This window comes from Gracilibacillus kekensis (assembly GCF_900143085.1).
Taxonomy (GTDB): Bacteria; Bacillota; Bacilli; order Bacillales; family Amphibacillaceae; genus Gracilibacillus; species Gracilibacillus kekensis.
On sequence record NZ_FRCZ01000007.1, the window covers coordinates 148,674 to 172,737 of the forward strand.

The following is a 24,064-nucleotide window of genomic DNA, read 5'->3' on the forward strand; positions in this document are numbered from 1 at the left end:
TGTTAGGCATTTCTCAATCTGAATTTTTTAGAAAATTTAAAATATAGGAAATTCTAGTTCTGATGCTAGAAAATATAGTTGGGAGGAAAAAGTGGAATGGGGAAAGACTTACGTATCAAAAGTAAAGTGTTTGATGATGCAAAACGTGCTCCAAACCGTGCGATGCTACGGGCAGTAGGGGTAACAGATGAAGATTTTAAAAAACCGATGATTGGGATTGCGAGTACATGGAGTGAGGTTACACCATGTAATATTCACTTGGATGATTTAGCAATTAAAGCAAAAGAAGGTGCACGTGAAGCTGGTGGGGTACCAATGATTTTTAATACCATTACCGTATCCGATGGTATTTCAATGGGGACTTCTGGTATGCGTTACTCACTACCGAGCCGTGATGTAATTGCTGATTCGATTGAAACAGTAGTAGGCGCAGAGAATCTAGATGCCTATGTTGCAATCGGTGGTTGTGATAAAAATATTCCTGGTTGCTTAATCTCGATTGCGCGTTCCGATGTGCCAGCAGTATTCGTATATGGTGGTACGATTGCACCAGGTTACCGTAAAGGTGAAAAACTGGATATCGTATCTGTTTTCGAAGGTGTCGGTAAACATAACAATGGTGACATTGATGATGAAGAATTAAGAGGTATTGAATGTAATGCTTGTCCTGGTGCTGGTTCATGTGGTGGTATGTACACAGCAAACACAATGGCAACAGCTGTTGAAGCACTTGGTATGAGTTTACCAGGAAGTTCTTCCAACCCAGCTGAATCTCCAGAGAAATGGGAAGATTGTCAAAAAGCAGGGGAAGCAGCGTATCATTTGTTAGAAAAAGGTATTTATCCAAAAGATATCTTAACAAAAAAAGCTTTTGAAAATGCAATTACTGCAGTTATGGCATTAGGTGGCTCTACCAATGCGGTATTACACTTATTAGCAATTGCCAATGCAGCAGAAGTAGATTTAACAGTGGATGACTTTAATCGTATCCAAGCAAAAGTACCACACTTAGCAGACTTAAAACCAAGTGGTAAGTATGTAATGGAAGACCTACATAAAATCGGTGGGGTTCCAGCTGTTATGCGACTATTATTAGATAATGGTTTCTTACATGAGGATTGTCTAACTGTTACTGGTAAGACCATTGCAGAAAATTATGCAGATGCACCAGTTCTTTCTGATGATCAGGATATCATTCATCCTTTAAGTGATCCATACCGTGCAGATGGTCCGTTAATCGTGTTAAAAGGAAACCTTTCTCCAAGTGGAGCGGTTGCGAAAGTGTCTGGTGTCAAAGTAAAGCGCCATACAGGACCTGCTCGTGTTTTCAATAACGAGGAAGAGGCAACCAACGCCGTTATGAATAATGAAATAAATGAAGGTGATGTACTGGTTATCCGTTATGTAGGACCAAAAGGTGGACCAGGCATGCCAGAAATGCTTTCCATTTCAGCTATTCTAGTTGGAAAAGGTCTTGGACAATCTGTTGCCTTATTAACAGACGGTCGTTTCTCCGGTGGTACACATGGTCTTGTAGTAGGACATATTGCACCAGAAGCACAGTCTGGAGGTCCAATCGCATTCTTAAAAGAAGGCGACATGGTCACAATTGATTCAGAACAAAAAGAAATTTCTATGGATGTTGCTGAAGAAGAAATAGCAAAACGCCGTGCCAACTGGCAAGCACCAGAACTATATAAACGTGGTGTTTTAGGAAAATATGCACACAATGTTTCTTGTTCATCATTAGGTGCCGTAACCGATTTTATTAATCGTAATGATCAATAATAATAAAAAAGATGCCGATCTGATGATAGATTGGCATCTTTTTTTGTAAGGAAAGAAAGCATATAACCCGCGCGGTATCAACGCACCGCTGCGGCTGTCCACTTCCCTTTTACCACGGGCACAAGTGCAACATCTACTCAAGCAAGCTTTCGTAGTGTTTTCTATGCAGTGGCGTTTTCCCTTCAGCTAACTTTTTCGAGCACAAACCGCTCAAAAAAAGTGGATCTTCAGGGAAAACGGATGCCACAGGAGTGGAAGCGGACGGCCTACGCTATAAAGTGATTCTACAACGTTTGAGACAGCTAACTTGTTGAGGTTTATGAACATTATGAAATAATAGTCGCCATATTACTACTTACATCCATTGTAGCGCATTATTTAGCGCAGGCGGCCACTTCGCGACTCCTAAGGGATCAGCGTGATCTGAAGATCCACTTTTGTATAGTGAACTTCTTTACAAAAGTTACCTGAAGACACGCCCCTTGGAAAGCGAAGTGGGCAAGCCGTAGCGTGTGTTAAATCTATTATCCATTTCAAAATTACTACTACAAGGACCGGGTGGGCTTTCCCGGTTTTTCTCAGTGTAAGTAAGACTTCTTTTTATTCACTGGAATTGAACATCGCTTGACGGGAATTCCCTTTCTCTTAACGGGAATAAGTGCTGGCTAGACGGGAAAAGGTAACAATTCCCGTGAAGAAAAAAACATACTTAATACGTTATAGAATACTTGAAACAGGGAAGTCTTTTACATCTACTTCCAACGGCTCTCCTACCACAAGTTTAGCTAGTTCTTTTCCAATAAATGGACCAGTGGTTAAACCTGAAGATCCTAGTCCGTTAGCGGCATACATTCCTGGGTGATTCGGCAGTTCACCGAATACTGGTAAAAAGTTAGGTGCTACAGGTCGGAAACCAACTTCTACTTTTAATAACTTGCTTTGTGCAAGTGACGGGGCAATATTAAAGGTATCAGTAAAAATTTGATGTATGCCACCAGGTGTTATATCTGTATCAAATCCTGCATCATCCTCATGTGTCGTGCCAGCAGATATAACGCCATTTTCAAATGGAACCATATAATGTGAACCAGGTGGCATTATCACAGGCCAATCACTGGTATCCTCCTCTATTTTTAGGGTAGTTATTTGAGCTTTTTGTGGTTTCACTTGTCCTTGAATTCCTAACGGCTTCACCAGCTCTGTAAACCAAGCGCCGGCTGTTAAAACGATCTTATCTGCAGTAAATGGTTCACCTTTTACCGTAATCGTGTTGTCAATAAAATTTGCTTCTCCAGTAACAAACGTCACACCATTTTTTTCGCATGCTGCTAATAATGCCTGTCTGAGTTTTTCCCCGTGGACTCTGGCTCCACCACTTACATATAAAGAAAAATAACCATCAGCAACTAAAGGGAATTTTTCTTTTGTTTCTGTTGTGTTAAGCCACTTAATTTCACCTATTTCTGGTGCATGTTCTTTTCTTTTATTTACTATTTCTACTATTTTATTTAAACGTTTCTCATCATCTTTCACAACAAGGGTTCCTACTTGTTTATAACCAGTTTCCTCGATGCCTTGCTCTTTTAACTCATGTATTAATTGTGGATAAAATTTGGCGCTTTTAGATGCTAAGGAATACCAAGCCTTATTGCGTCGTTGGGAAACCCATGGACAGATAATACCAGCTGCAGCACTAGTTGCTCTGCCTTCAAAATCAGCATCAATTAATGTTACTTGATGGTTTGATTTAGATAATTGATAAGCAACAGATACACCAACGATACCTGCACCAACTACAATGATTTTGCTCATATAACTCACTCTTTTCATTACGATTCTATTGGTAGTTTGCATTAGACTATCCAGAATAGCAAGCAATCCCATTTATTTCAAAGTAATATTTCACTAGAATCTATACCTATGTGAAGTAACATGTGCTATAATGGTTCGTAAAAGTTTGAAAATTTCAAATACAAAGAAAATGGGGGAAAAGGGAATGAAGAAACTACTATTATTATTTGTTATAACTTTCTTCAGTGTCCTTGTTTTAGCAGCATGTGGAACAAGTGATGAAAATGAAGGTACAAATGGCTCTTCGGATGACGAAGGAACAGAAGAAACAACAGATGAAACAAATGGTGAAGAAGAGGCATCAACTGACGAAGTCTACCAGATAGGTGCAACACAAATTCTTGAGCATCCATCTTTAGATGCAGCTTTCGAAGGATTTAAAGAAGCAATTGCAGATGCAGGTTTAGAAGCTGAATATGATTTTCAATCTGCACAAAACGATCAAAATAATGCAAGCACGATTGCTAATAACTTTGTAGCAGACGATGTAGACTTAATCTTCGCTAACTCTACTCCAAGTGCGCAAAGTGCATTAAATGCAACAAGTGATATTCCAATTCTATTTACTTCTGTAACGGATGCAGTGGAAGGCGGTCTTGTTGAAGCAATGGATCAGCCGGGTGAAAATATTACCGGAGTATTAGATATGCACCCTGATTCTATTGCAAAAACAGTAGAATTTATCGATACTTATTTCGAAGGTTCAACGATCGGATTAGTTTACAATGCTGGAGAAGCCAATTCTGTTGCACAAATTGAAGCGGTAAATGCAGCGGTAGAAGGAACAAGCCTATCCACTGCAGAAGCAACAGTAGGTAATACCTCTGAAGTACAACAAGCGACCACTTCATTAGTTGGTGAAGCGGATGTGTTCTATATCATAACGGATAACACAGTTGTTTCCGCATTAGAGACAGTAGTAGCAATCGCTGAAGAACAGGATATACCAATGTTAGTAGGTGAACCGGACTCTGTAGCTCGTGGTGGTTTTGCTACATTTGGAATTGATTATCATACGATAGGTTACCGTACTGGCGAAATGGCAGTTGAGGTTCTAACAGGTGAGAAAACAACTGCAGATATTCCTGTAGAAGTGCCACCAAGCATGCAGTTATTTATTAATGAAGAAGCAGCAGAAGAACAAGGTGTAGAATGGCATGAAGACTGGGATGAAGATGCTGAACTATTAGAACCAGCTGAAGAAGAGTAATCGTTCTTTTGAATCCTCGACATTTATCACAGAGCAACCATTAGTAATACCGCTCTTTAAAAATTCGAGCTTAAACTGAGAAGCGAAGTGGTGGCAGTAACGAACGTTAACAATCAGTGGGAGTTAAGAACTCCCACTGATTGTAGTTTTACTTAATCAAATGGGGTAAGTGTCGGAGTTTTCTATGAATGGATGTGGAGAAGGAAAGGAAGTTTATAATGAGTTTCGATAGTTTTTTTATTTCAACTTTTGGTGCTGTAGAATCGGGTATTATTTATGCTTTGATGGCATTAGGTGTTTATCTTTCATTTCGTATTTTAGATTTCCCGGATTTAACGGTAGATGGAAGTTTTGTTACGGGTGGAGCAGTTGCGGCTATTTCGATTGTTAATGGTGTACCACCAGTCTTAGCAACCATTTATGCTGTGCTGGCTGGATTTTTGGCTGGTGTAGTTACTGGAATTTTGAATACGAAAGGGAAGATTAATCCACTGCTGTCCGGTATTTTAATGATGATCGCTCTTTATTCGATTAACTTGAGGATTATGGGTAAACCAAACGTTTCTTTATTAAATGAATCCACTATGTTTAATCAAGTTGAAGGTTTTTGGGCTGCTTTAGGGATTGATGATTTTTTAAACAATATGATTACGTCTATGGGAATAGGGATTCTCCCTCAGACATGGGCAATTGTTATTATTATGATTGTAGTTACATTAGCGATTAAATTTATAACGGATTATTTTTTGAAGACAGAGGTTGGTTTAGCATTAAGAGCTACTGGTGATAACGAAAAAATGATCAGAAGCTTTTCAGCTAATACAGACATATTAACGATTGTGGGTCTAGGTATTTCGAATGCGTTAGTTGCTTTATCTGGTGCTTTAATTGCTCAACAGGGTGGTTTTACAGACGTTAGTATGGGTATTGGTATGATTGTGATCGGGCTCGCATCTGTGATTATTGGTGAAGCATTGTTTGGAACAAAAACAATTGCACGTACAACGCTAGCTGTAATCGGTGGAGCAATCGTGTACCGCTGGGTCTTAGCAATGGCTTTAAAAGTAGAATTTTTGGAAACAGGAGATGCCAAGTTAATCACATCGGTTATCGTCATTGTTGCACTAGTCACACCTAAAATAATTGCCTCGAGTAAAGAGGCAAATCGAAAACGTAAAAAACGAGCAATGTTGTCTAGCAGAGAGGAGGGTAATAGTGCTTAATATGAAGGATATTTCCATTACCTTTAATGAAGGTACATTGGATGAGAAGAAAGCATTACAACATATTAATCTGGAAATGCAAAAAGGTGATTTTGTTACAGTAATCGGTAGTAATGGTGCGGGTAAATCGACGTTAATGAATATGGTATCAGGTTCATTAAAACCAGATATCGGTACAGTAAAAATTAATGATAAAAATGTGACAATGCTGCCAGAATATAAACGATCTCGTATGATTGGTCGTGTCTTTCAAGACCCCATGGCAGGCACCGCGCCTACGATGACAATTGAAGAAAACCTTGCGATGGCATATGCCCGTAATAAAAAACGCACACTTAAAGCAGGAGTTAGTAAGAAAAGAAAGAAGCTATTTAAAGAGCACCTAGAAACTTTACATCTAGGGTTAGAGAATAGATTAAACGCTAAAGTTGGTTTGCTCTCTGGAGGGGAACGTCAAGCACTTTCCTTATTAATGGCAACCTTCACTGAACCAAATATTCTCTTGTTAGATGAACATACAGCAGCACTAGATCCCTCACGAGCTGAGCTCATTACTAACTTAACTGGTGAAGTCGTTGAACAATTCGGCTTAACAACTTTAATGGTGACACATAATATGCAACAAGCATTAGACCTTGGAAATCGTTTAATTATGATGGATAAAGGTCAAATTATTTTAGAAGTATCCGGTCAAGAAAAGCAGGAATTAACAATTGAGAAATTATTACATGAATTCCAACGAATCCGTGGTACGCAAATGGAAAACGATCGAGCAATACTAGGTTAGGATATTGGCAGACAGTTACTTTTTTAAAAAAGTAACTGTCTTTTCTAAACAATAGAAGGAAGGGAATACATGATGAAGTATGGTTTTTCAGAACGTGTGAAATATATGAAGTCTTCAGCAGTAAGAGATATTTTAAAGATTATTAATCAAGGTAATATTATTTCTTTTGCAGGTGGGCTACCCGAAGAAAGTTTATTTCCGGTAGAAGCTGTTGATAAGGCTTTTCATAAAGCTGTAACCACAAATAATAAGGCACTTCAATATGGTGAAACAGAAGGTGTAGCGGAGTTAAGAGCCTTATTAGCAGAACGGATGAAACAAAAAGGGTTAAACCGATCAGCTGAAAATATCCTGGTGACATCGGGAAGTCAACAGGCAATTGATTTATTTTCGCGTGTCATGTTCAATAAAGGTGATATTATTTTAACTGAAAATCCGACATACTTAGCAGCTATACAAGTATTTGACTCATATGAAACGAATGTAGTTGCAGTAGATTCAGATGATGATGGTATGATTTTAGCAGATTTAGAAGAAAAAATAGTCAGTTTAAAACCAAAATGCATTTATGTCGTACCTACTTACTCTAACCCAACTGGTAAAGTATGGTCATTGGAAAGACGTCAAAAATTGTTAGAATTAGCGAATAAATACCATGTTGTTATTTTTGAAGATGATCCATATGGTGAATTGCAATTCGATGAAAAAGAAGCACCACCATCGATTGCATCTTTAGATGACAATGATTTAGTGCTTTATACGAGTACGTTTTCTAAAACAGTTGTGCCAGCTATGCGAATAGGCTGGATCGTTGGTCCACATCAAATCATTCGTATTATGGCCCAAGCTAAGCAAGCGACAGACCTTCATACCAATTCAATTAGCCAACATGCACTCGTACACCTTCTTAATGATTTTGATATTGATCAGCACATTCAAACGATCAGGGAAACCTATTATGAGCGGATGCTTGTCATGAAAAAATTGCTCGATTCAGTAGAAATTGATGGATTAAAATATATTGTGCCTAAAGGTGGCATGTTCTTCTGGGTGAAATTACCTGAAGCAATCAACACAACAGATCTGTTGAACGAAGCGGTTAAGGAGGGAGTAGCTTTCGTACCAGGAGCACCTTTCTATGTATCCGACCCTGAACAGAATACACTGCGTTTAAACTTTACCAACTCAGAACCAACCTTAATTGAAGAAGGTATGAAACGGTTTGTAAAAGTATTAGAAGCAACTAATATTAACGTATAAAGAAGGATAAGCTTTGGGCAAAAGATTTTAAATATATTACACAATAAAATGATGTGGCTATTATGACAGTAAATATGAGCGTACCAACCGCTCCGGCTTGCCCACTTCGCTTTCCGAGGGGCATGCTCTTCAGCTAACTTTGAAAAGAAAAACACTTTTCAAAGTGGATCTTCAGATCATGCTAATCCCTCAGGAGTCGAAGTGGACGCCTGCGCTATTTTAATGTTATACAACGCTAGCATAACTAGCATAAGGAAGCTTATTGGTTTTTCTATCATTGTAAAAATTCATTATTTGGAGTGAAAGCTCAAAATGATATCTGTCACAGTAGTTGTAGAACCATTATATTAGCGTAGGCCGCCCACTTTCACTCCTGTGGTAATGTTTTACCTGAAGATCCACTTTTTCAAGCGGTTTTTGCTTGGAAAAGTTAGCTGAAGGGAAAACCCCACGGAAAGGGAAGTGGACAGCCGGAGCGGTTGTTAACCACTTAAAACAATCTCAAGATTACTGCATTATTTATTGCACAGTATTCCGTTATTGCGCAACGATCCATACTACATCATTCGCGTGTTTGAAGTTGAAACAATAGTTATGTCCCTGCCTTTTTGTTATAAGATTGGATGAACAAATGAAGTTAAATACCCAATAGTTTTTTCCACCAGGATTTTTTCTGTTTCGGTTCTTCTGATTTCTGTTCTGATTCTTCGGGGAGGAATATGTCCTCTTTGTCTACTGCCGTTTTTGCGGCAAGCACAATTCCGTACTCACTTTCTGCTTCACGATTTGTTACAGATGTATAATCAATGCTATGTTTATTCGCGACTTCACGATAAGACTTGAAAAATCTAAAATTCATATTACCATTCATAAGCATGCTTGATTGGGGGAATGATTGGATTGATTGTTCCAGTTCTTCTAATCCCTTTTCTCCGCGTACTTGCCCCTGAGTTAATGCTAATATAACTCTTTCTCTATACGTACCCATATATTTTCTTTTTTGATCTGGATGAAGCTCAAGTGGTCCATATATTCCTTCTTGCAGATAATTATCAACATCTTTTTTTGCCATTCAAAACACCTCTATTTGTCATTCTATACTATTAGTATATACAAAAAGAAAAAGCTCCCCAAGTAAAAGGGAACTTTTTCGAAAAGAATATTTTGTTATGTCAACTTAGAAAATGGGGTATGCTCACTAAGTTGCTAATTAATCTTCATCTACAGGATATACACCATTTTCATCGTGTACTTCTTTACCTGAAAGTGGTGGGTTGAATACACAAATCATTCTCATATCTTCTTTTGCACGAAGTAAATGTTCATCATTTTTGTCTAGTGCATATAACGTATCTTTTGTGATAGGCCATACTTTATTGTCACTAAGTGTAACTACTTCACCTTCACCTTCGATACAATAAACAGACTCAAGATGATTTTGGTACCAGATATGTGTTTCTGTACCAGCTTTAATAATAGTATCGTTAACAGAGTAGCCCATGCCGTCTTTTTTCATGATAAGACGACGGCTTACCCAGTTACCTCCATCAACATCATATTCAGTTCCTAGTATGTCTTCTAGTTTAACTACTTTCATAAGATAATGCCTCCTGTGTTTTCTGTTGTATATAGTAGTCCGATCACTAATTAGTTAGCAACGGGATCTTTAACTAATCCTTTAACACTTTCTCCAATAATATCTAGACCTTTTTGCAATTCATCTTTAGGGATGTTTAATGGTGGAAATAATTTGAATACTTCATCGTTTGGTCCAGCTGTTTCCATAATAAGTCCTAATTCGAAACAACGCGCCGCTACTTTTTCAGATAAGCCATCGACTCTTGAAGCAATTCCGACCATAAATCCACGACCACGAACTTCCCCTTCGAGCTCAGGATAATCTTCAACGATTTTTTCGAGGAAGTTATAAATGATTTCAGATTTCTCATGGATTTCTTTTTCAAATGAATCATCTTTCCAATAATCAAGTGCTGCTGCAGCTGTTATGAATGCATGGTTGTTTCCACGGAAAGTACCATTATGCTCACCTGGCTTAAAGATATCTAATTCAGGTTTAATCAATGTTACCGCTAATGGCAGTCCATAACCACTTAATGATTTAGAAAGACAGATAATATCTGGTTTAATTCCTGCAGCTTCGAAGCTGAAGAAAGTTCCAGTTCTTCCAATACCTGCTTGAACATCGTCGACAATTAATAGAATACCCCAACGACGGCAGATTTCCTCAATTTGTTTTAACCAATCAAAGCGAGCAGCGTTAATTCCACCTTCACCTTGAACCGTTTCTACAATCATTGCAGCTGGAATGGCCACACCACTACCGTTATCTTCTAAAAATCTTTCAAGATAAACCACAGTATCATGGTCTACATAGTTGTCATATGCCATTGTTACAGTGTTTTGAAGTGGAATACCAGCACCTTGACGTTTCATTGAGTTACCTGTAACCGATAAGGAACCAATAGTCATACCGTGGAATCCACCAGTGAAACTGATAATATCTGTACGGCCTGTTACTTTACGTGCTAATTTTAATGCACTTTCTACTGTGTTTGTTCCTGTTGGTCCAGGGAACATTACTTTATAGTCCAGATTACGTGGTTGAAGAATTACATCATCAAATTTTTGTAAAAATTCTGCTTTCGCAGTAGACGCCATGTCTAATGAATGTGTGATACCATCACTCATAATATAATCCACTAGTTTTTGTTTCATTGTATCATCATTGTGTCCATAGTTAAGTGCACCTGCACCAGAGAAGAAGTCAATGTATTCTTTACCATTCTCGTCCCACATTTTGTGCTTCTTCGCTTTTGTAAATACGGTTGGGAAGTTACGAACATAACTACGTACTACTGATTCATGATGATTAATAATATCTAGATTTTTACTCATCTTATTTGTTCCTCCTAATTTGTTTTATATATCGAATAGAATATCCAACTTTAAAAAAGTTGAAATATTACGACAAAATTATTTTTTAATAGGCCCAACAATAAATTTCAATTCTTCTTCATGTTCATCACCTGGAAAAACATCTTTGGTGAAGAATTCGCTTGAAGTGAATTCAGTATTAAAGTCACGCGCTAGTTTCTGGAATAATGATTGTGATGCTTTATTGTCTGGTGTTATTGTTGCTTCGACAAATTGAATATTTTTACATGCATCACTTTCTAATAAATAATGCAACATTTTCGATGCAATACCTTTACCTCGTTGTGATGCGTCAACTCCTACTTGCCAAACAAATACAGCATCTTGCTTTTTTGGAGGGATAAATGCGGTAATAAAGCCAACCACTTGGTTATTTTGTTTTGCAACGACACAAGTATCACTAAAATAGTCACTCATTAAAATATATTTATAAGGAGAATTTGTGTCTAATGTTGAATTTGTTACTAATTCCCACATGGCTGCTCCATCATGTTTCGTTGGTTGTGAAAAAACAACATCATCGGATGGAGTATTTTTATTTTCGTTACTAATCACAGTTTGCTCCTTTCTTATTTGGCAATAATTCTTTGCGCAAATAGTACATATTATATGATATAGGGATATTGAAAGATTTTCAAATCGCTTATAGACTGATTAAACTGTATTAATCTTCTTCTGTTTTGATGAGAGCTATTCTATTAGAATAAATTTATAAATCCTTCGATATTGTCATTTATCCTTTCAAATGTGCAAAATTTGCTAATCAAAAATCAATATAGTAATACCCTAATTATTTGCAAATGAAACCAATAATATTTATTTTTTTAAAAAAGAATTAAAACAAAACATTTTCATTCGTTAAGATTAACTTATTCAAGTGAAAAAATCCAAACGGTATCAAAAATAGTTCGATACACGTTTGGATTTTACTTCTTGCAATAAATTTTTTAAAAAAACTGTTTATTTAAGATGTGCAGGTACTTCTACTCCCAATTTAGCAGCGATACCTTCTGCTAACTCTGGATCTACTTTATAGAAGTTTTCTAATTGACGATCTACTACACCATCTTGTGTAACGCCACTCATGTGGTCAGCAAAGTTTTGCATTAAGCGATCACGTTCATCTGCATCCATTATGTCACGGAATAATGCACGTGGTTGAGAATAGTGATCCTCGTTATCATATGGAACACTATCAGCGAATCCGGATACTTCAAATGGTGTTTGTTTGTTTTCTGGTGTTTCAACTGGTGCACCATCGACACTATGTGGTTCATAATTAATTTGGCTTCCACTATTACCATCAAAACGCATATATCCATCACGTTGGTTAGTGTTCACTGGGGCTTTTGCACGGTTGATTGGTAATGCTTCATGGTTCGCACCAATGCGGTAACGGTGAGCATCAGAATAAGCAAATAAACGACCTTGTAGCATTTTATCTGGAGATGCCTCGATTCCAGGAACAAAATGTCCAGGAGAGAAAGCCGCTTGTTCTACTTCAGCGAAATAGTTCTCAGGATTGCGATCCAATACCATTTTACCCACTTCAACTAATGGATAGTCGGAATGTGGCCAAACTTTTGTTACATCAAAAGGGTCATAACGATAGTTCTTCGCATCTGCTTCAGGCATGATTTGAACTTTTAATGTCCAAGATGGATAGTTACCTTCAGCTATAGAATTAAATAAATCTTCTGTATGATAATCTGGATTTGTACCAGCTAATTTATCTGCAAGATCTACATCTAAGTTTTTAATTCCTTGATCTGTCTTAAAGTGATATTTAATATAGAATGCTTCACCATCTTTATTGACCCACTTAAATGTATGGCTTCCATACCCATTTTGGTGACGTAAGGTCGCTGGAATACCACGATCAGAGTGTAAGATCGTAATTTGGTGAAGTGATTCTGGTGACAATGACCAGAAATCCCATGTCATATTTGGATCCTTCAAGTGTGTTTGAGGATGACGTTTTTGCGTATGAATGAAATCAGGGAATTTAATGGCATCACGGATAAAGAATACAGGAGTGTTGTTCCCAACTAAATCATAATTACCTTCCTCTGTATAGAACTTCACTGCAAAACCGCGAGGGTCACGAACTGTATCTGCAGAACCAAGTTCCCCTGCGACTGTTGAAAAACGAATAAACATCGGTGTTTTCTTACCAACTTCAGATAAGAAATCTGCTTTTGTATATTTAGAAACATCATTTGTAACTTCGAAATATCCATGTGCACCCGCACCTTTTGCGTGTACAACTCGTTCAGGTACTCTTTCACGGTTAAAATGCGCTAATTTTTCTAATAAATGTACATCTTGGATTAATGTTGGTCCTCTGTGTCCAGCTGTAATAGAGTTCTGATTATCTCCTACAGGTGCGCCAGAGGCAGTAGTTAAGTATTTTTTTTCTTGACTCATATAAAGCACCTCTCCTTTAATTAATAGTACATATTTTATTATAATACAAATCTAATAAAAATCAATATTTATTTAAAATAATTTTAATTAAGAAATTTGTAAAAAAAGAGAGAGGCAATCTATAACGAATAGTTGCTCTCTTATGGATTGGGAAACATCCTTGAAACTTTTGTTGATTGGGGGTAACAAAAGATATGTGTAAAGGGAATGTTTCATCACTTATGTGATTAATTATATTATAACGATAATGAGAATCATTTTCAATAGTGAATTGGAAAATTATTTAATTTTTTTATTATCCAGATTCGAATGGGGTACTGGAAGAGGAGCTTAAAATACAAGAAGGGAAGGAAATCTGCAAGAAGAGGAGCACGAAATGCAAGAAGGAGAGTGAATCTGCAAGAAGAGGAGTGTGAAATGCAAGAAGGAGAGGAAGTCTGCAAGAAGTAGAGTGCGAAATGCAAGAAGGAGAGTGAATCTGCAAGAAGAGGAGCACGAAATACAATAAGGAGAGGAAATCTGCAAGAAGAGCAATATGATACGCAGGAAGGTGCTGCAATACCTTAGAGGAAGAATAATCAGTTTTTACATTTTATTAGACGACCTTTTAACAATTCCTGAAATCGATAACGAGAAATTTCCAATATACGAGTGTATACTAATTAGATAAGGGAGTGAGAATTTGTATGGTATTAGATTTACAGAAAGTTAGCTTGAAAAAAGAGGGTAATTGGATCCTGAAGGACATTGATTGGCAAATAGAAAAAGGGGAACATTGGGCATTGTTAGGATTAAATGGTGCAGGTAAAACAGCGTTATTACATATGCTATGTGCGTATTACTTCCCGACAGAAGGAAAAGTGAAAGTAATAAACAAACAATTCGGGAAAGATATACTGGGTGAGCAATTAAGACAGCAAATAGGTATTGTTTCTTCTACATTAAAACAACGTATTTACGGAACAGATAGCGCCTACCAAGTGATATTAAGCGGTGCATTCGCCTCCATTGGATTATATGAAACACCGACAGATGTTATGAGAGAAAGGGCACAACAACTATTAAAAGATCTAAATTGTTTCTCATATGCGAATCGTCCATACCGAACCTTATCACAAGGGGAACAGCAAAGGGTATTAATTGGACGAGCATTAATGAATGATCCGAAATTATTAATATTGGATGAACCAACAACAGGATTAGACTTCATTGCGCGAGAGCAATTGTTAGAATCTATTGAAAATATAAGTCAGGAAGAAAACGGTCCCTCTATTATATATGTGACCCATCATATCGAAGAAATATTACCAACCTTCACTAAAACATTGTTGTTAAAAGAGGGGCAGGTATTCAAACAAGGATTAACAAATGAAATGATTACTTCTGAAAATTTATCTGACTTCTTTGAATTAGCTGTTGAGGTTGATTGGTCTGAGAAAAGACCAAGATTAAAAAAGAAATAACCATCTAGGAGAAAACAATAATGTGGAGTGCTTTTAATCAATTATTGCAAAAAATTATGCCTTTTATAGCACCTTTCAGTGTGATATTAGGTGTGATTTTCGCTGAGTATTTTACGCAATTTGACAATTGGGTGATTTGGATATTTGCCTTTATGACATTCGCGGGAAGTTTGAGTTTGAACTTTGTTGCGTTATATCGAGTGGTATCTCACCCTTTATCGATCGTGATAGCTCTTGTAATACTACATATTCTCATGCCATTATGGGCTTGGTTAATAGGTAGTATTACGTTTAGTGGCGATTCACTTACCATCATCGGCTTTGTACTCGCGATGATTATTCCAACTGGTATCACAAGCTTTATTTGGGTTTCAATAAATAAAGGGAATATTGCATTAACTTTATCGATAATCTTAATAGATACGATATTATCTCCTTTTATAGTACCTCTGTCTTTATCCTTATTTATTGGGGCATCGGTTGATTTAGAAGTGTGGGCAATGATGAAAGGATTAATTGTTATGATTGTTATACCATCAATTTTAGGGATGGTTTTACATGAATTGTCCCATGGCAAAATCCATGAGAAGTGGAGTCCTCGACTTGCTCCGTTTTCTAAAGTTGCTTTAGCATCGGTAATTATGATTAATAGCTCAGAGGTCGCAGAATACCTAATAAAAATAGATTTTCATTTAATCAAGGTGGCAGTCACGATGTTTTTTGTTGCTGCAAGTGGATATTTCTTAGCATGGATGATAGCTAAATGGCTTAAACGATCAGATCAAGATGTTATCTCTTTAACCTTTAGTAGTGGGATGAGAAATATTAGTGCAGGAGCCGTTATAGCTGTTCAGTATTTTCCTGGACCAGTAGCAGTTCCGGTAGTGGTTGGAATGTTATTTCAGCAGATATTAGCATCTATTTATAGTAAATTTCTCAATTATAACAAAAATTAACTGTTAGAATATTGTAAATTTTCGGAAAGATGATAAAATTAAAATTTGAGGAATAGAATGAAAATGGAGAGGAGGGTAATAGATGTCAGAAGAACAAGTGAATGAAAATAAAGAGGAACAAGCTTCAACTAGTACAAAAACATCATCAGGATTAGATCAGAATGTCGCAGGTTTATTAACATATGTACTATGGTTTATCACAGGTATCATCTTTTTATTAATTGAGAAAGAAAATCGCTTTGTAAAGTTTCACGCATTGCAATCTATTTTTGTCTCAGTAGGCTTGGCAGTGTTATATGTTATATCAGTTTCGGTGCCAATCCTTGGTTGGTTTGTAGGAATAATTCTAATGCCAGTTCAATTGATCTTATGGATTTTCCTAATGGTAAAAGCGTATCAAGGAGAATACTTCAAACTGCCATGGATCGGTGATATGGTAGAAAAACAATTAGATAACAAATGATTTAATTCTGATCTGATGCATCCATCAGATCTTTTTTTATCATCTTTTTTAGGACTTTTTAATAGTATGAAAGGAGAGTATTAAAGAAGGTAGGTGCCCAAATGATTACATGGTTATCGTTTGTTTTATTGTCACTTGCGAGCTTTAGATTTACGAGATTAATTGTGTTTGATAAAATTACGGCATTTATTCGAGCACCTTTTTTTGAGGTGGAAGAGAAAGACTTACCCGATGGAACGATAGAAGAAACGGTCACGTTTAAAGGCAATGGCTTAAAGAGATGGATTGGTGAGTTGCTGCGATGCCATTGGTGTGTGGGCATTTGGTCTGCCATTTTTTTATTTGTTGGATTTCATTATTTTTCTACGATATTTATTCCCGTTATTATCATATTAGCAATTGCTGGAGTAGCCTCGATTATTGAAGTGTTGATTTCCTATTTGATTTAATTGTCACTTGATGTATTTTTTCTTTTGAAGCTACTGCAGCTACATGATTTTTTCTTTCTAGCTTTTTTCTTCCTATTTACTAACACGTTATGATATTCCATGTTCTTAACCCCTTTAAATTAGAGTGTATTCTACATGTTATTTTATGTAGCAGAAGCAAATATGTTTGGGTGGTTCAGTTAAAAAATATGAAAAAAATATTCACGAAAAAATTTGGTCGTAGTTCAGAAATGATTTCTGAGTACGACCAAACTAAAGAATACATATATTGACTATTTCACGAATCCAATCAGGCTACTTTTTGTCTATTTTGTGAAATGTTTCACAAATAATGATTGTGTTATAATTATGATTATGTTTAAAAAAGGAAGTGTTCTAGATGTGGGTAGTTATTATTGTTTGTATCGTGATCGTAATAGCGGTTCTGGCATTGTCTATTATGACTTTAAATAAAGGCTATGGCTACAAACATACCATTGATCCATTGCCAGAGGAAAAAGAATCAGATAATAAAGAAGAAAAGGACACTTAAGAGTTAAGTATCCTTTTCTTCTTTTTATCTAAGCTTTAAAATCCTACTGATTGAGCTTACTTATAATGAAGCTTTGTAAATCCTTACAGCATCCTCACGATTCAATTTTTTAAAGTTACCAAACTCAGTGTTTGCAATCACTGTTTTGTCTGCCATTTCTTCTACGCTGTCTTCTCCAATGTCATAATCACTTAAACGAGCAGGTGCATCGATGGAGTTCCAGAATGCTCGAAGTTGATCGATCCCTTCCAGACCTATTTCTTTGTCAGACTTTCCCTCAGGATCTACATTAAAGACGCGAATCGCTAATTGCTTAAAACGTGTCACATTTTCATCAATTGCATGATACATCCAATTAGGGAACAGGATCGCTAAGCCGCCACCATGTGGAATGTCGTGGACTGCGGATACGGCATGTTCTAGATTATGTGTTGCCCAATCCCCATGATAGCCCATGCTTACCATACCGTTTAATGCCATTGTACCATTGTATAAAACAGTTGCGCGATGCTCTTCATTTTCGAGGTCCTCTAACAATTTAGGGGCTGTCTCCACCATTGTTTGTAAGATCCCCTCGACCATTCTATCTTGGAGCAATGTGTTTTCCTCATGATGGAAATAGTGCTCTAACGCATGGGACATAATATCGACCATCCCATAAATCGTTTGGTCTCTTGGAACCGTTTTGGTGAAGGCCGGGTCAAGTATTGAAAAGTCTGGAAATGTGAAGGGAGTTCCCCAGCCATGTTTTTCTTTGGTTTCCCAGTTGGTAATAACTGATCCTGGATTCATTTCAGACCCTGTTGCTGCTAAAGTTAATACTGTTCCAAATGGCAGGGCACTAGTAGCGTTAGCCTTTTTGGTTACGATATCCCAAATATCCTCATCAGAGTTTGCACCAACTGCAATTGCTTTGGTACAGTCAATCGTACTACCTCCGCCAACTGCCAGAATGAAATCAATCTTTTCATTTTTACATATTTTAATACCTCTTCGTGCAGTTGTCACTCTAGGGTTTGGTTCCACACCACTTAGTTCAAATATATTTTTATTTTCATTCCTTAATAAATCAATGACTTGGTCATATAGGCCGTTTCTTTTAATACTGCCTCCGCCATATACGAGTAAAATATTTTGTCCATAGTTAGTAAGTTCATTCTGTAAATGTTCGAGTTGTCCTTTTCCAAAATATAATTTTGTTGGATTCTGGAAGATAAAGTTTTGCAATGTGTAGCCTCCTTGAAATTTTTTCTACTATTAAATATCGCAATATTATCAGTATGTGTAAAGTAATTTGCTTTCATGTAAAAGGAAGTAATTGTGAACGAAATTTGACTCTGTACAAAAAGCTTAATTATGTTCAATGATGCACATGACAACTCAAAAAAGATCGAATATAAATATAGCGCGAACATGCTCACTATTAAACAAGGGGAATCTAAGGAGATAATAAAGGTGAAAAGCATTGAGAGAATGGATCAGCGTGCAAATGCTTGGGAATGGTTTAATGATTAGAGTATCCTTTGAAAAGTGTGGAAACACCGACACAAGAAAGAATCGAAAATGCAGAACAAATACTGCAATCTTCAACGACTATTCACTCTCAATAGTTCTTTCCGTAATAAATGTTTAATATTTGAAGGAAAAGGAATAGTATTAGTAGAATAATTACTATAGAACCTTTCTATATGTTCTAATTTTATAAAAGGAGTGGATAGAGTGAGTAACAAGTTATTTACATCAAAAGCAACTGCGCAAGGTGGCCGTGACGGTCATGTTAAATCGGATGACGGGTTAATTGATTTAAATTTAGTAAACCCGGCTGGTGATGGTGATGGAACAGGCTCTAATCCAGAACAGTTATTTGCAGCAGGATATTCTGCTTGCTACGATGGTGCATTAAACTTAATGGCATCTAAACAAAAGAAAGATATCGATTCTTCTATCACTGCAGAGGTTAGTTTAATAAAAGATGAAAGTGATGGTGGATTTAAGATTGGGGTAGTACTGAACGTAGAAATCAAAGGTGTATCACAAGAGGAAGCAGAAGAGCTAGCGAAACAAGCTCACGATTTCTGCCCATATTCTAAAGCTACAAGAGGAAATATTGATGTTGAATTAAATACGAAAGCTGTATAAGTATAGAAAAAGCACGGCATCTGTAGCGATGTCGTGCTTTTTGTTATTAAGACTTATGTTTAAAGTAATCAGTTATTGCATGAGCTACTTCTATTCCCTGATAAAGCCATACACTTAATGCGGCAAATGAGAATAATCCAATCATAAAAAATCGAAACAACATACAGAATCCCTCCTTTATATTGCTTTCAATGACAATAAAAGGAACGAGTGATCAGATAATTCGATTGATAAAAGACAGGATGTAAAAATAGCCAGATAATTCTTATTAATTGTGCGAAAGATACTAATACTAATAAGTAAAAACTAATTAAATGGTGACTTGCATTAGTAACTAAGCCATCTGTAAACGAATCAAAAATTTCTGGGTCCTGATTATTATAAATAGATGTATTGCTATCGATAGCAAAATCGTTGTGATGGTACTGGCTTTCCTGTTGCGGAAGTAAGAAAATTGGAGAGACGATAATCAACAAACATAAAAAAATCAGTTTTCTCATGATTAGATCCCTTCTTTTTGTACTTAACACTTTAATTATACTCCTATTTCTACTTTTGTTACAGTATTATCCGATCCGTTTGGTAAAACATAACGATTCCTACTGGCTCCTAATCCGAAAAGCGTCATGATAAACGTAATTAATAATATAGTTAAAATAGAACTATTCCAATTATTTGCAACATCAAAAATAAAACCGATTAAAATAGGACCAAACGATGCTAACAGGTAGCCAAAGGATTGTGCCATTCCAGATAATTCTGCTGCCTGGCGCCCGTTAGTGGTTCGCAATCCCAGTAAAGCCAAAGCCAAGCTGATACTAGCACCAAGCATGATGCCGATAAGTGTAATAGCGATGGTTGTTCCTGTTATACCAGGCTGGAAATATAAAATGCTATAACCGACAAAGCCCGATAAACCAAACGTTAATACGACCGGTTGCTGATTTGATAGTTTGCTAGCTATAACAGGAGTAAAAAAGGTTGCAGGTAAACTAATAAATTGCATGTAAGCAACATACCAGCCTGCATTGGAAGCTTGAAAACCATTTGAAATGAGAATTTCTGCTAACCAGGAAATCGTTACATAAAATAAAAATGATTGAAGCCCCATGAAAATGGTAACTTGCCATGCCACAGAAGATCTTAAAAGCTTTAAGGTACTTGGTTCATATAATCCATGATCTCTATTTTTAGTTCCTTTATTCATAGAAATTAACCATACAACAATACCGATAATCGCTAATAAACTCCAACTAGCTAAAGACCATTTCCATCCCATACCTAAACCACTTGTTAATGGAACACTTAATCCTGATGCAACAGCAGCAAAAATAGACATAGAGGTAGTGTATACACCAGTCATTACACCTATTTTAGATGGGAAGTTATTTTTTATTAAACTTGGTAATATTACGTTAATAATTGCTATACCAACTCCAATCAAAATCGTTCCGATAAACAATAGGATAATTAGAGAAGTAGAGCGAACCCAAATGCCGATTAGCAGGGTAAGTAATCCATATAGTAAAGCTTTCTCATTACTGGTTTTATTTGCTATCCTCGGTGCCAGTGGAGACATAACAGCAAAAGCTATCAAAGGTAAACTTGTTAATAAACCTGCGCTCCCATTACTAATCGCTAAATCTTCACGGATAGTGCCGATAATTGGTCCCACTGAAGTGATTGCAGGTCTCAAGTTAAAAGCCAAGATAATGATACCTACTATAAATAACCATGAGGGAAATCTATTTGCCTTCATTCTTTCACCTTTTTTCTATGCTATAATTAACAACTGAAATACAATATATGCTAAAATAAGTAAGATGGAATTAATCGATATTGCATTTTAATAGAATAACATATTCCAATTCAGACGCAAAGTTAATCAGAATGAAAGAAGGTCAAGTATGGAAAATAAGTATGTAAAAGAACTGCTTTCATGGATGAAGGCATTATTAGTTGCGGTCATCATTGTTTTGGTTTGTCGGCATTTCCTTATTACTCCTTCTGTAGTAAAAGGTGAGTCTATGATGCCAAACCTTGAAGATGGAGATCGGATCATACTCAGTAAAATTAGCAATATCGATCGTTTTGATGAAATAGCTTTCGAAGCACCAGATACAAATGATAATTACGTGAAAAGAGTAATAGGGTTTCCAGGTGATCGTGTCGAGATGATAGATGATCAGTTGTATATTAATGGTACTCTTTACGAAGAACACTACCTTAATGAATCTAAATCGACCTTAGCTGTTGGTGATCAATTAACGAATGATTTTACTCTGAAAGATCTTACAGGACATGAGAAAGTGCCAGAGGGGAAATTATTTGTTTTAGGGGATAACAGAAGAGTGAGTAAGGATAGTCGTCAGTTTGGTTTTATTGATGAAGAGGCAGTTATTGGGGACGTTAAATTGCGTATTTGGCCAATTGATTCGATTGGAATTATCAACTGAAAATAAAGAGTTCCTTGACAGTGCTTAGTTTAAATGTTTAATTTGTACATAATCATATAAATCTGCTAGGGGTGCTACAGAAGTAGCTGAGATAAGAATGATGTTCTTAATCCCTTTGAACCTGAACTGGTTAACCCCAGCGTAGGAAAGTGGAGTCGGATGGTGTAAATAAATACATCACTATTTTGTTAAAACAAAAAGCCGCTCTCTTTTCTGAGAGCGGCTTTTTTCAATATTAACTAGAATGCGAACTTTCTGATCATTATGAGGTATTTTAGACGGGATAATCCATTGCCTTAACGGGATATAATGTTCTCTTCACGGGATAAGTCAATTTATCCTGTTAAGCAAACCATTTATCCCGTTAAGCGCAGAGGATATCCCGTCAAGAGAAGTAGATATCCGGTGAAGAACATTTTAGTAGCCTTGCGGTTTAGATATGATAAGTAGTTAATTATGTGAATTATAAATTTTGAGGGAATAGGAGGAGTTGGAAGATGAGTAATATTAAGTCGGCATTAACGATAGCTGGTACAGACCCGACAGGTGGTGCTGGAATACAAGCAGATTTAAAAGTATTTCAAGAGCGTGAAGTATATGGAATGAGTGTGATTACATCTGTGGTAGCGCAAAACACGTTAGGAGTTCAAGAAGTCCAACACCTCAGTATTGACTTTATAGAAAAACAGCTAGACGCAGTGCTTAAGGATATTCCTCCACAAGGTATTAAAACAGGGATGATCGCAACTGTAGATATGATGAAATTAATAGCAAGAAAAATAGCTAATACAAATATACCCTATGTCATTGACCCGGTAATGGTAGCAAAAAGTGGTGATTCTCTAATGGAAGAAGAGTCACGACGGGTAATTCGCGATGTGTTGATTCCGCTTGCTACTGTCGTCACTCCTAATGTACCTGAAGCAGAAATATTGGTTGACTTTGCCATCAAGGATCAGGAAGATGCAAAAAAAGCCGCAAAAGTAATTGTTGATGATTTAGGTGCACAAGCGGCAGTGGTAAAAGGGGGGCATTTACAAGGTGAGGCTATAGATGTCTTATATGATGGAGGAGAATATTATTACTTTAAAGATGCCCGTTTCGATACAAAACATACACATGGAACAGGGTGCACTTTTTCTGCAGTTATAACGGCCGAATTAGCTAAAGGGAAATTGATTAAAGATGCAGTAGCTATTGGAAAAGAGTATATTACCGATGCAATTCAGTATTCGTTAGAATTGGGCAAAGGTAATGGACCAACTAATCATTGGGGATACAGATTAAAAGGTGTGCCTAATCATGAGGAGGACATGGAATGAGTCATTTAATTACTAAAGTTCGAAGCAAACAACCACTTATTCATAACATTACCAATCAAGTTGTCATGAATTTCACTGCTAACGGTTTATATGCTCTTGGTGCTTCACCTGTCATGGCGAATGCGAAAGAAGAAGTAGAAGAGATGGCGGCAAAAGCAGATGCGCTGGTGTTAAATATTGGAACGTTAACATCAGACCAAGTAGAGGCGATGATTTTAGCCGGGAAATCTGCCAATCAAGCCGGAATTCCCGTTGTTTTAGATCCCGTCGGCGTTGGGGCAACTAAGTTTCGTACAGCATCTGCATTAAAGATTCTGGATCAAGTCCAAGTAAGCTGCATAAGAGGAAACGCTGGAGAGATTGCTAATTTAGCAGGTGTAGAAACCAAAGTAAGAGGTGTGGATGGAGCGGAAGATATTGATGTACAACAATTAGCGGAAGTGGCTTTTACCAAACTTCAGTGCCCCCTGGCAATTACAGGTGCTCAAGATATTATTATTGATGCAAACCAGATTACATTCATTGCAAATGGACATCCATTATTAACAAAAGTAACAGGCACCGGTTGTTTATTGTCCTCAGTGGTCGCGGCGTTTTTAGCGGTTAGTGATGATGTGCAAACAGCTATAAGTGATGCAATCAGTTATTATGGTATTGCAGCAGAATTGGCGGCTGCGGAACACCAGAATCCAGGCAGTTTTCAAGTAGCTTTTTTGGATCAACTTTTTTTAGTAGATGAAAAAACGATTAATGAGAAAAAACGAATAACTAGGAGTTAAAGAT

General features: G+C 36.8%; 23 protein-coding genes and 1 riboswitch. Of the genes, 14 read left to right on the forward strand and 9 right to left on the reverse strand.

The genetic code is table 11. The features are described 5' to 3' along the window. Window positions 1–96 precede the first annotated feature (96 nt). Window positions 97–1,788 (forward strand): dihydroxy-acid dehydratase, encoded by a 1,692-nt coding sequence (gene ilvD, locus BUC25_RS15970; protein WP_073202889.1) that lies wholly within the window; start codon window positions 97–99, stop codon window positions 1,786–1,788. A gap of 717 nt (window positions 1,789–2,505) precedes the next feature. On the opposite strand, the gene BUC25_RS15975 is transcribed toward ilvD, so the two are convergent. Continuing rightward, window positions 2,506–3,600, reverse strand: a complete 1,095-nt coding sequence (locus tag BUC25_RS15975; protein WP_073202890.1) for an NAD(P)/FAD-dependent oxidoreductase — start codon at window positions 3,598–3,600, stop codon at window positions 2,506–2,508. Window positions 3,601–3,784: 184 nt separating this feature from the next. Between BUC25_RS15975 and BUC25_RS15980 the strand changes: the two genes are divergently transcribed. From BUC25_RS15980 to BUC25_RS15995, 4 genes are all read left to right on the forward strand, one after another. Then, complete coding sequence (locus BUC25_RS15980; RefSeq protein WP_073202891.1) at window positions 3,785–4,849, forward strand: ABC transporter substrate-binding protein; 1,065 nt, start codon at window positions 3,785–3,787, stop codon at window positions 4,847–4,849. A 218-nt stretch (window positions 4,850–5,067) separates the two neighbouring features. Continuing rightward, window positions 5,068–6,072: an ABC transporter permease gene (locus tag BUC25_RS15985; RefSeq protein WP_073202892.1), complete on the forward strand. Its 1,005-nt coding sequence runs from the start codon at window positions 5,068–5,070 to the stop codon at window positions 6,070–6,072. Next, window positions 6,065–6,859 carry an ABC transporter ATP-binding protein gene (locus tag BUC25_RS15990; RefSeq protein WP_073202893.1) on the forward strand — a complete coding sequence of 265 codons (795 nt, stop codon included), beginning with the start codon at window positions 6,065–6,067 and terminating at the stop codon, window positions 6,857–6,859. Before BUC25_RS15985 ends, BUC25_RS15990 begins: the two co-directional genes overlap by 8 nt. A 72-nt stretch (window positions 6,860–6,931) precedes the next feature. Further along, window positions 6,932–8,119 (forward strand): aminotransferase-like domain-containing protein, encoded by a 1,188-nt coding sequence (locus tag BUC25_RS15995; RefSeq protein ID WP_073202978.1) that lies wholly within the window; start codon window positions 6,932–6,934, stop codon window positions 8,117–8,119. A gap of 637 nt (window positions 8,120–8,756) precedes the next feature. On the opposite strand, the gene BUC25_RS16000 is transcribed toward BUC25_RS15995, so the two are convergent. From BUC25_RS16000 to BUC25_RS16020, 5 genes are all read right to left on the reverse strand, one after another. Next, window positions 8,757–9,191, reverse strand: coding sequence for a YueI family protein (locus tag BUC25_RS16000; RefSeq protein ID WP_073202894.1), 435 nt, complete (start codon window positions 9,189–9,191; stop codon window positions 8,757–8,759). 138 nt (window positions 9,192–9,329) lie between these two features. Next, window positions 9,330–9,716: an ectoine synthase gene (locus BUC25_RS16005; protein WP_073202895.1), complete on the reverse strand. Its 387-nt coding sequence runs from the start codon at window positions 9,714–9,716 to the stop codon at window positions 9,330–9,332. A 50-nt stretch (window positions 9,717–9,766) separates the two neighbouring features. Next, window positions 9,767–11,035 carry a diaminobutyrate--2-oxoglutarate transaminase gene (gene ectB / locus BUC25_RS16010; RefSeq protein WP_073202896.1) on the reverse strand — a complete coding sequence of 423 codons (1,269 nt, stop codon included), beginning with the start codon at window positions 11,033–11,035 and terminating at the stop codon, window positions 9,767–9,769. A 78-nt stretch (window positions 11,036–11,113) separates the two neighbouring features. Beyond that, window positions 11,114–11,626, reverse strand: a complete 513-nt coding sequence (gene ectA / locus BUC25_RS16015) for a diaminobutyrate acetyltransferase (protein ID WP_425292879.1) — start codon at window positions 11,624–11,626, stop codon at window positions 11,114–11,116. 408 nt (window positions 11,627–12,034) lie between these two features. Further along, a complete protein-coding gene (locus tag BUC25_RS16020) occupies window positions 12,035–13,501 on the reverse strand; it encodes a catalase (protein ID WP_073202898.1) in 1,467 nt (488 codons plus the stop codon). Window positions 13,502–14,187: 686 nt separating this feature from the next. On the opposite strand from BUC25_RS16020, the gene BUC25_RS16025 reads away from it, so the two are divergent. The 5 genes from BUC25_RS16025 to ytzI all read left to right on the forward strand — a co-directional run bounded on the left by BUC25_RS16025 (window position 14,188) and on the right by ytzI (window position 17,364). Continuing rightward, window positions 14,188–14,964, forward strand: a complete 777-nt coding sequence (locus BUC25_RS16025) for an ABC transporter ATP-binding protein (protein WP_073202899.1) — start codon at window positions 14,188–14,190, stop codon at window positions 14,962–14,964. A 20-nt stretch (window positions 14,965–14,984) separates the two neighbouring features. Beyond that, entirely contained in the window at window positions 14,985–15,920 is a 936-nt protein-coding gene (locus BUC25_RS16030) for a bile acid:sodium symporter family protein (protein ID WP_073202900.1), read from the forward strand. Window positions 15,921–16,002: 82 nt separating this feature from the next. Further along, on the forward strand, window positions 16,003–16,383 hold the full coding sequence (locus BUC25_RS16035) for a DUF4870 domain-containing protein (RefSeq protein WP_073202901.1): 381 nt from the start codon (window positions 16,003–16,005) through the stop codon (window positions 16,381–16,383). Window positions 16,384–16,484: 101 nt separating this feature from the next. Continuing rightward, complete coding sequence (locus BUC25_RS16040; protein WP_073202902.1) at window positions 16,485–16,832, forward strand: DUF1360 domain-containing protein; 348 nt, start codon at window positions 16,485–16,487, stop codon at window positions 16,830–16,832. Between the two features lie 379 nt (window positions 16,833–17,211). After that, window positions 17,212–17,364 (forward strand): YtzI protein, encoded by a 153-nt coding sequence (gene ytzI / locus BUC25_RS16045; protein WP_073202903.1) that lies wholly within the window; start codon window positions 17,212–17,214, stop codon window positions 17,362–17,364. A gap of 60 nt (window positions 17,365–17,424) precedes the next feature. Here ytzI and BUC25_RS16050 read toward each other — a convergent pair whose 3' ends face one another. Then, a complete protein-coding gene (locus tag BUC25_RS16050; protein WP_073202904.1) occupies window positions 17,425–18,591 on the reverse strand; it encodes an iron-containing alcohol dehydrogenase in 1,167 nt (388 codons plus the stop codon). A gap of 492 nt (window positions 18,592–19,083) precedes the next feature. On the opposite strand from BUC25_RS16050, the gene BUC25_RS16055 reads away from it, so the two are divergent. Next, the gene (locus BUC25_RS16055; RefSeq protein ID WP_058305832.1) at window positions 19,084–19,503 is read left to right on the forward strand and encodes an organic hydroperoxide resistance protein; all 420 of its coding nucleotides are present in this window, start codon (window positions 19,084–19,086) and stop codon (window positions 19,501–19,503) included. 188 nt (window positions 19,504–19,691) lie between these two features. Here BUC25_RS16055 and BUC25_RS16060 read toward each other — a convergent pair whose 3' ends face one another. Continuing rightward, window positions 19,692–20,003: a hypothetical protein gene (locus BUC25_RS16060; RefSeq protein WP_073202905.1), complete on the reverse strand. Its 312-nt coding sequence runs from the start codon at window positions 20,001–20,003 to the stop codon at window positions 19,692–19,694. Between the two features lie 35 nt (window positions 20,004–20,038). Then, the gene (locus tag BUC25_RS16065) at window positions 20,039–21,262 is read right to left on the reverse strand and encodes a CynX/NimT family MFS transporter (protein WP_073202906.1); all 1,224 of its coding nucleotides are present in this window, start codon (window positions 21,260–21,262) and stop codon (window positions 20,039–20,041) included. Between the two features lie 148 nt (window positions 21,263–21,410). Between BUC25_RS16065 and lepB the strand changes: the two genes are divergently transcribed. From lepB to thiM, 3 genes are all read left to right on the forward strand, one after another. Continuing rightward, entirely contained in the window at window positions 21,411–21,959 is a 549-nt protein-coding gene (lepB, locus tag BUC25_RS16070) for a signal peptidase I (RefSeq protein WP_073202907.1), read from the forward strand. A 57-nt stretch (window positions 21,960–22,016) separates the two neighbouring features. Continuing rightward, window positions 22,017–22,124: riboswitch (TPP riboswitch) on the forward strand. A gap of 332 nt (window positions 22,125–22,456) precedes the next feature. Beyond that, entirely contained in the window at window positions 22,457–23,281 is an 825-nt protein-coding gene (thiD, locus tag BUC25_RS16075; RefSeq protein ID WP_073202908.1) for a bifunctional hydroxymethylpyrimidine kinase/phosphomethylpyrimidine kinase, read from the forward strand. Beyond that, complete coding sequence (gene thiM, locus BUC25_RS16080; RefSeq protein ID WP_073202909.1) at window positions 23,278–24,060, forward strand: hydroxyethylthiazole kinase; 783 nt, start codon at window positions 23,278–23,280, stop codon at window positions 24,058–24,060. Before thiD ends, thiM begins: the two co-directional genes overlap by 4 nt. Window positions 24,061–24,064: the final 4 nt, after the last annotated feature.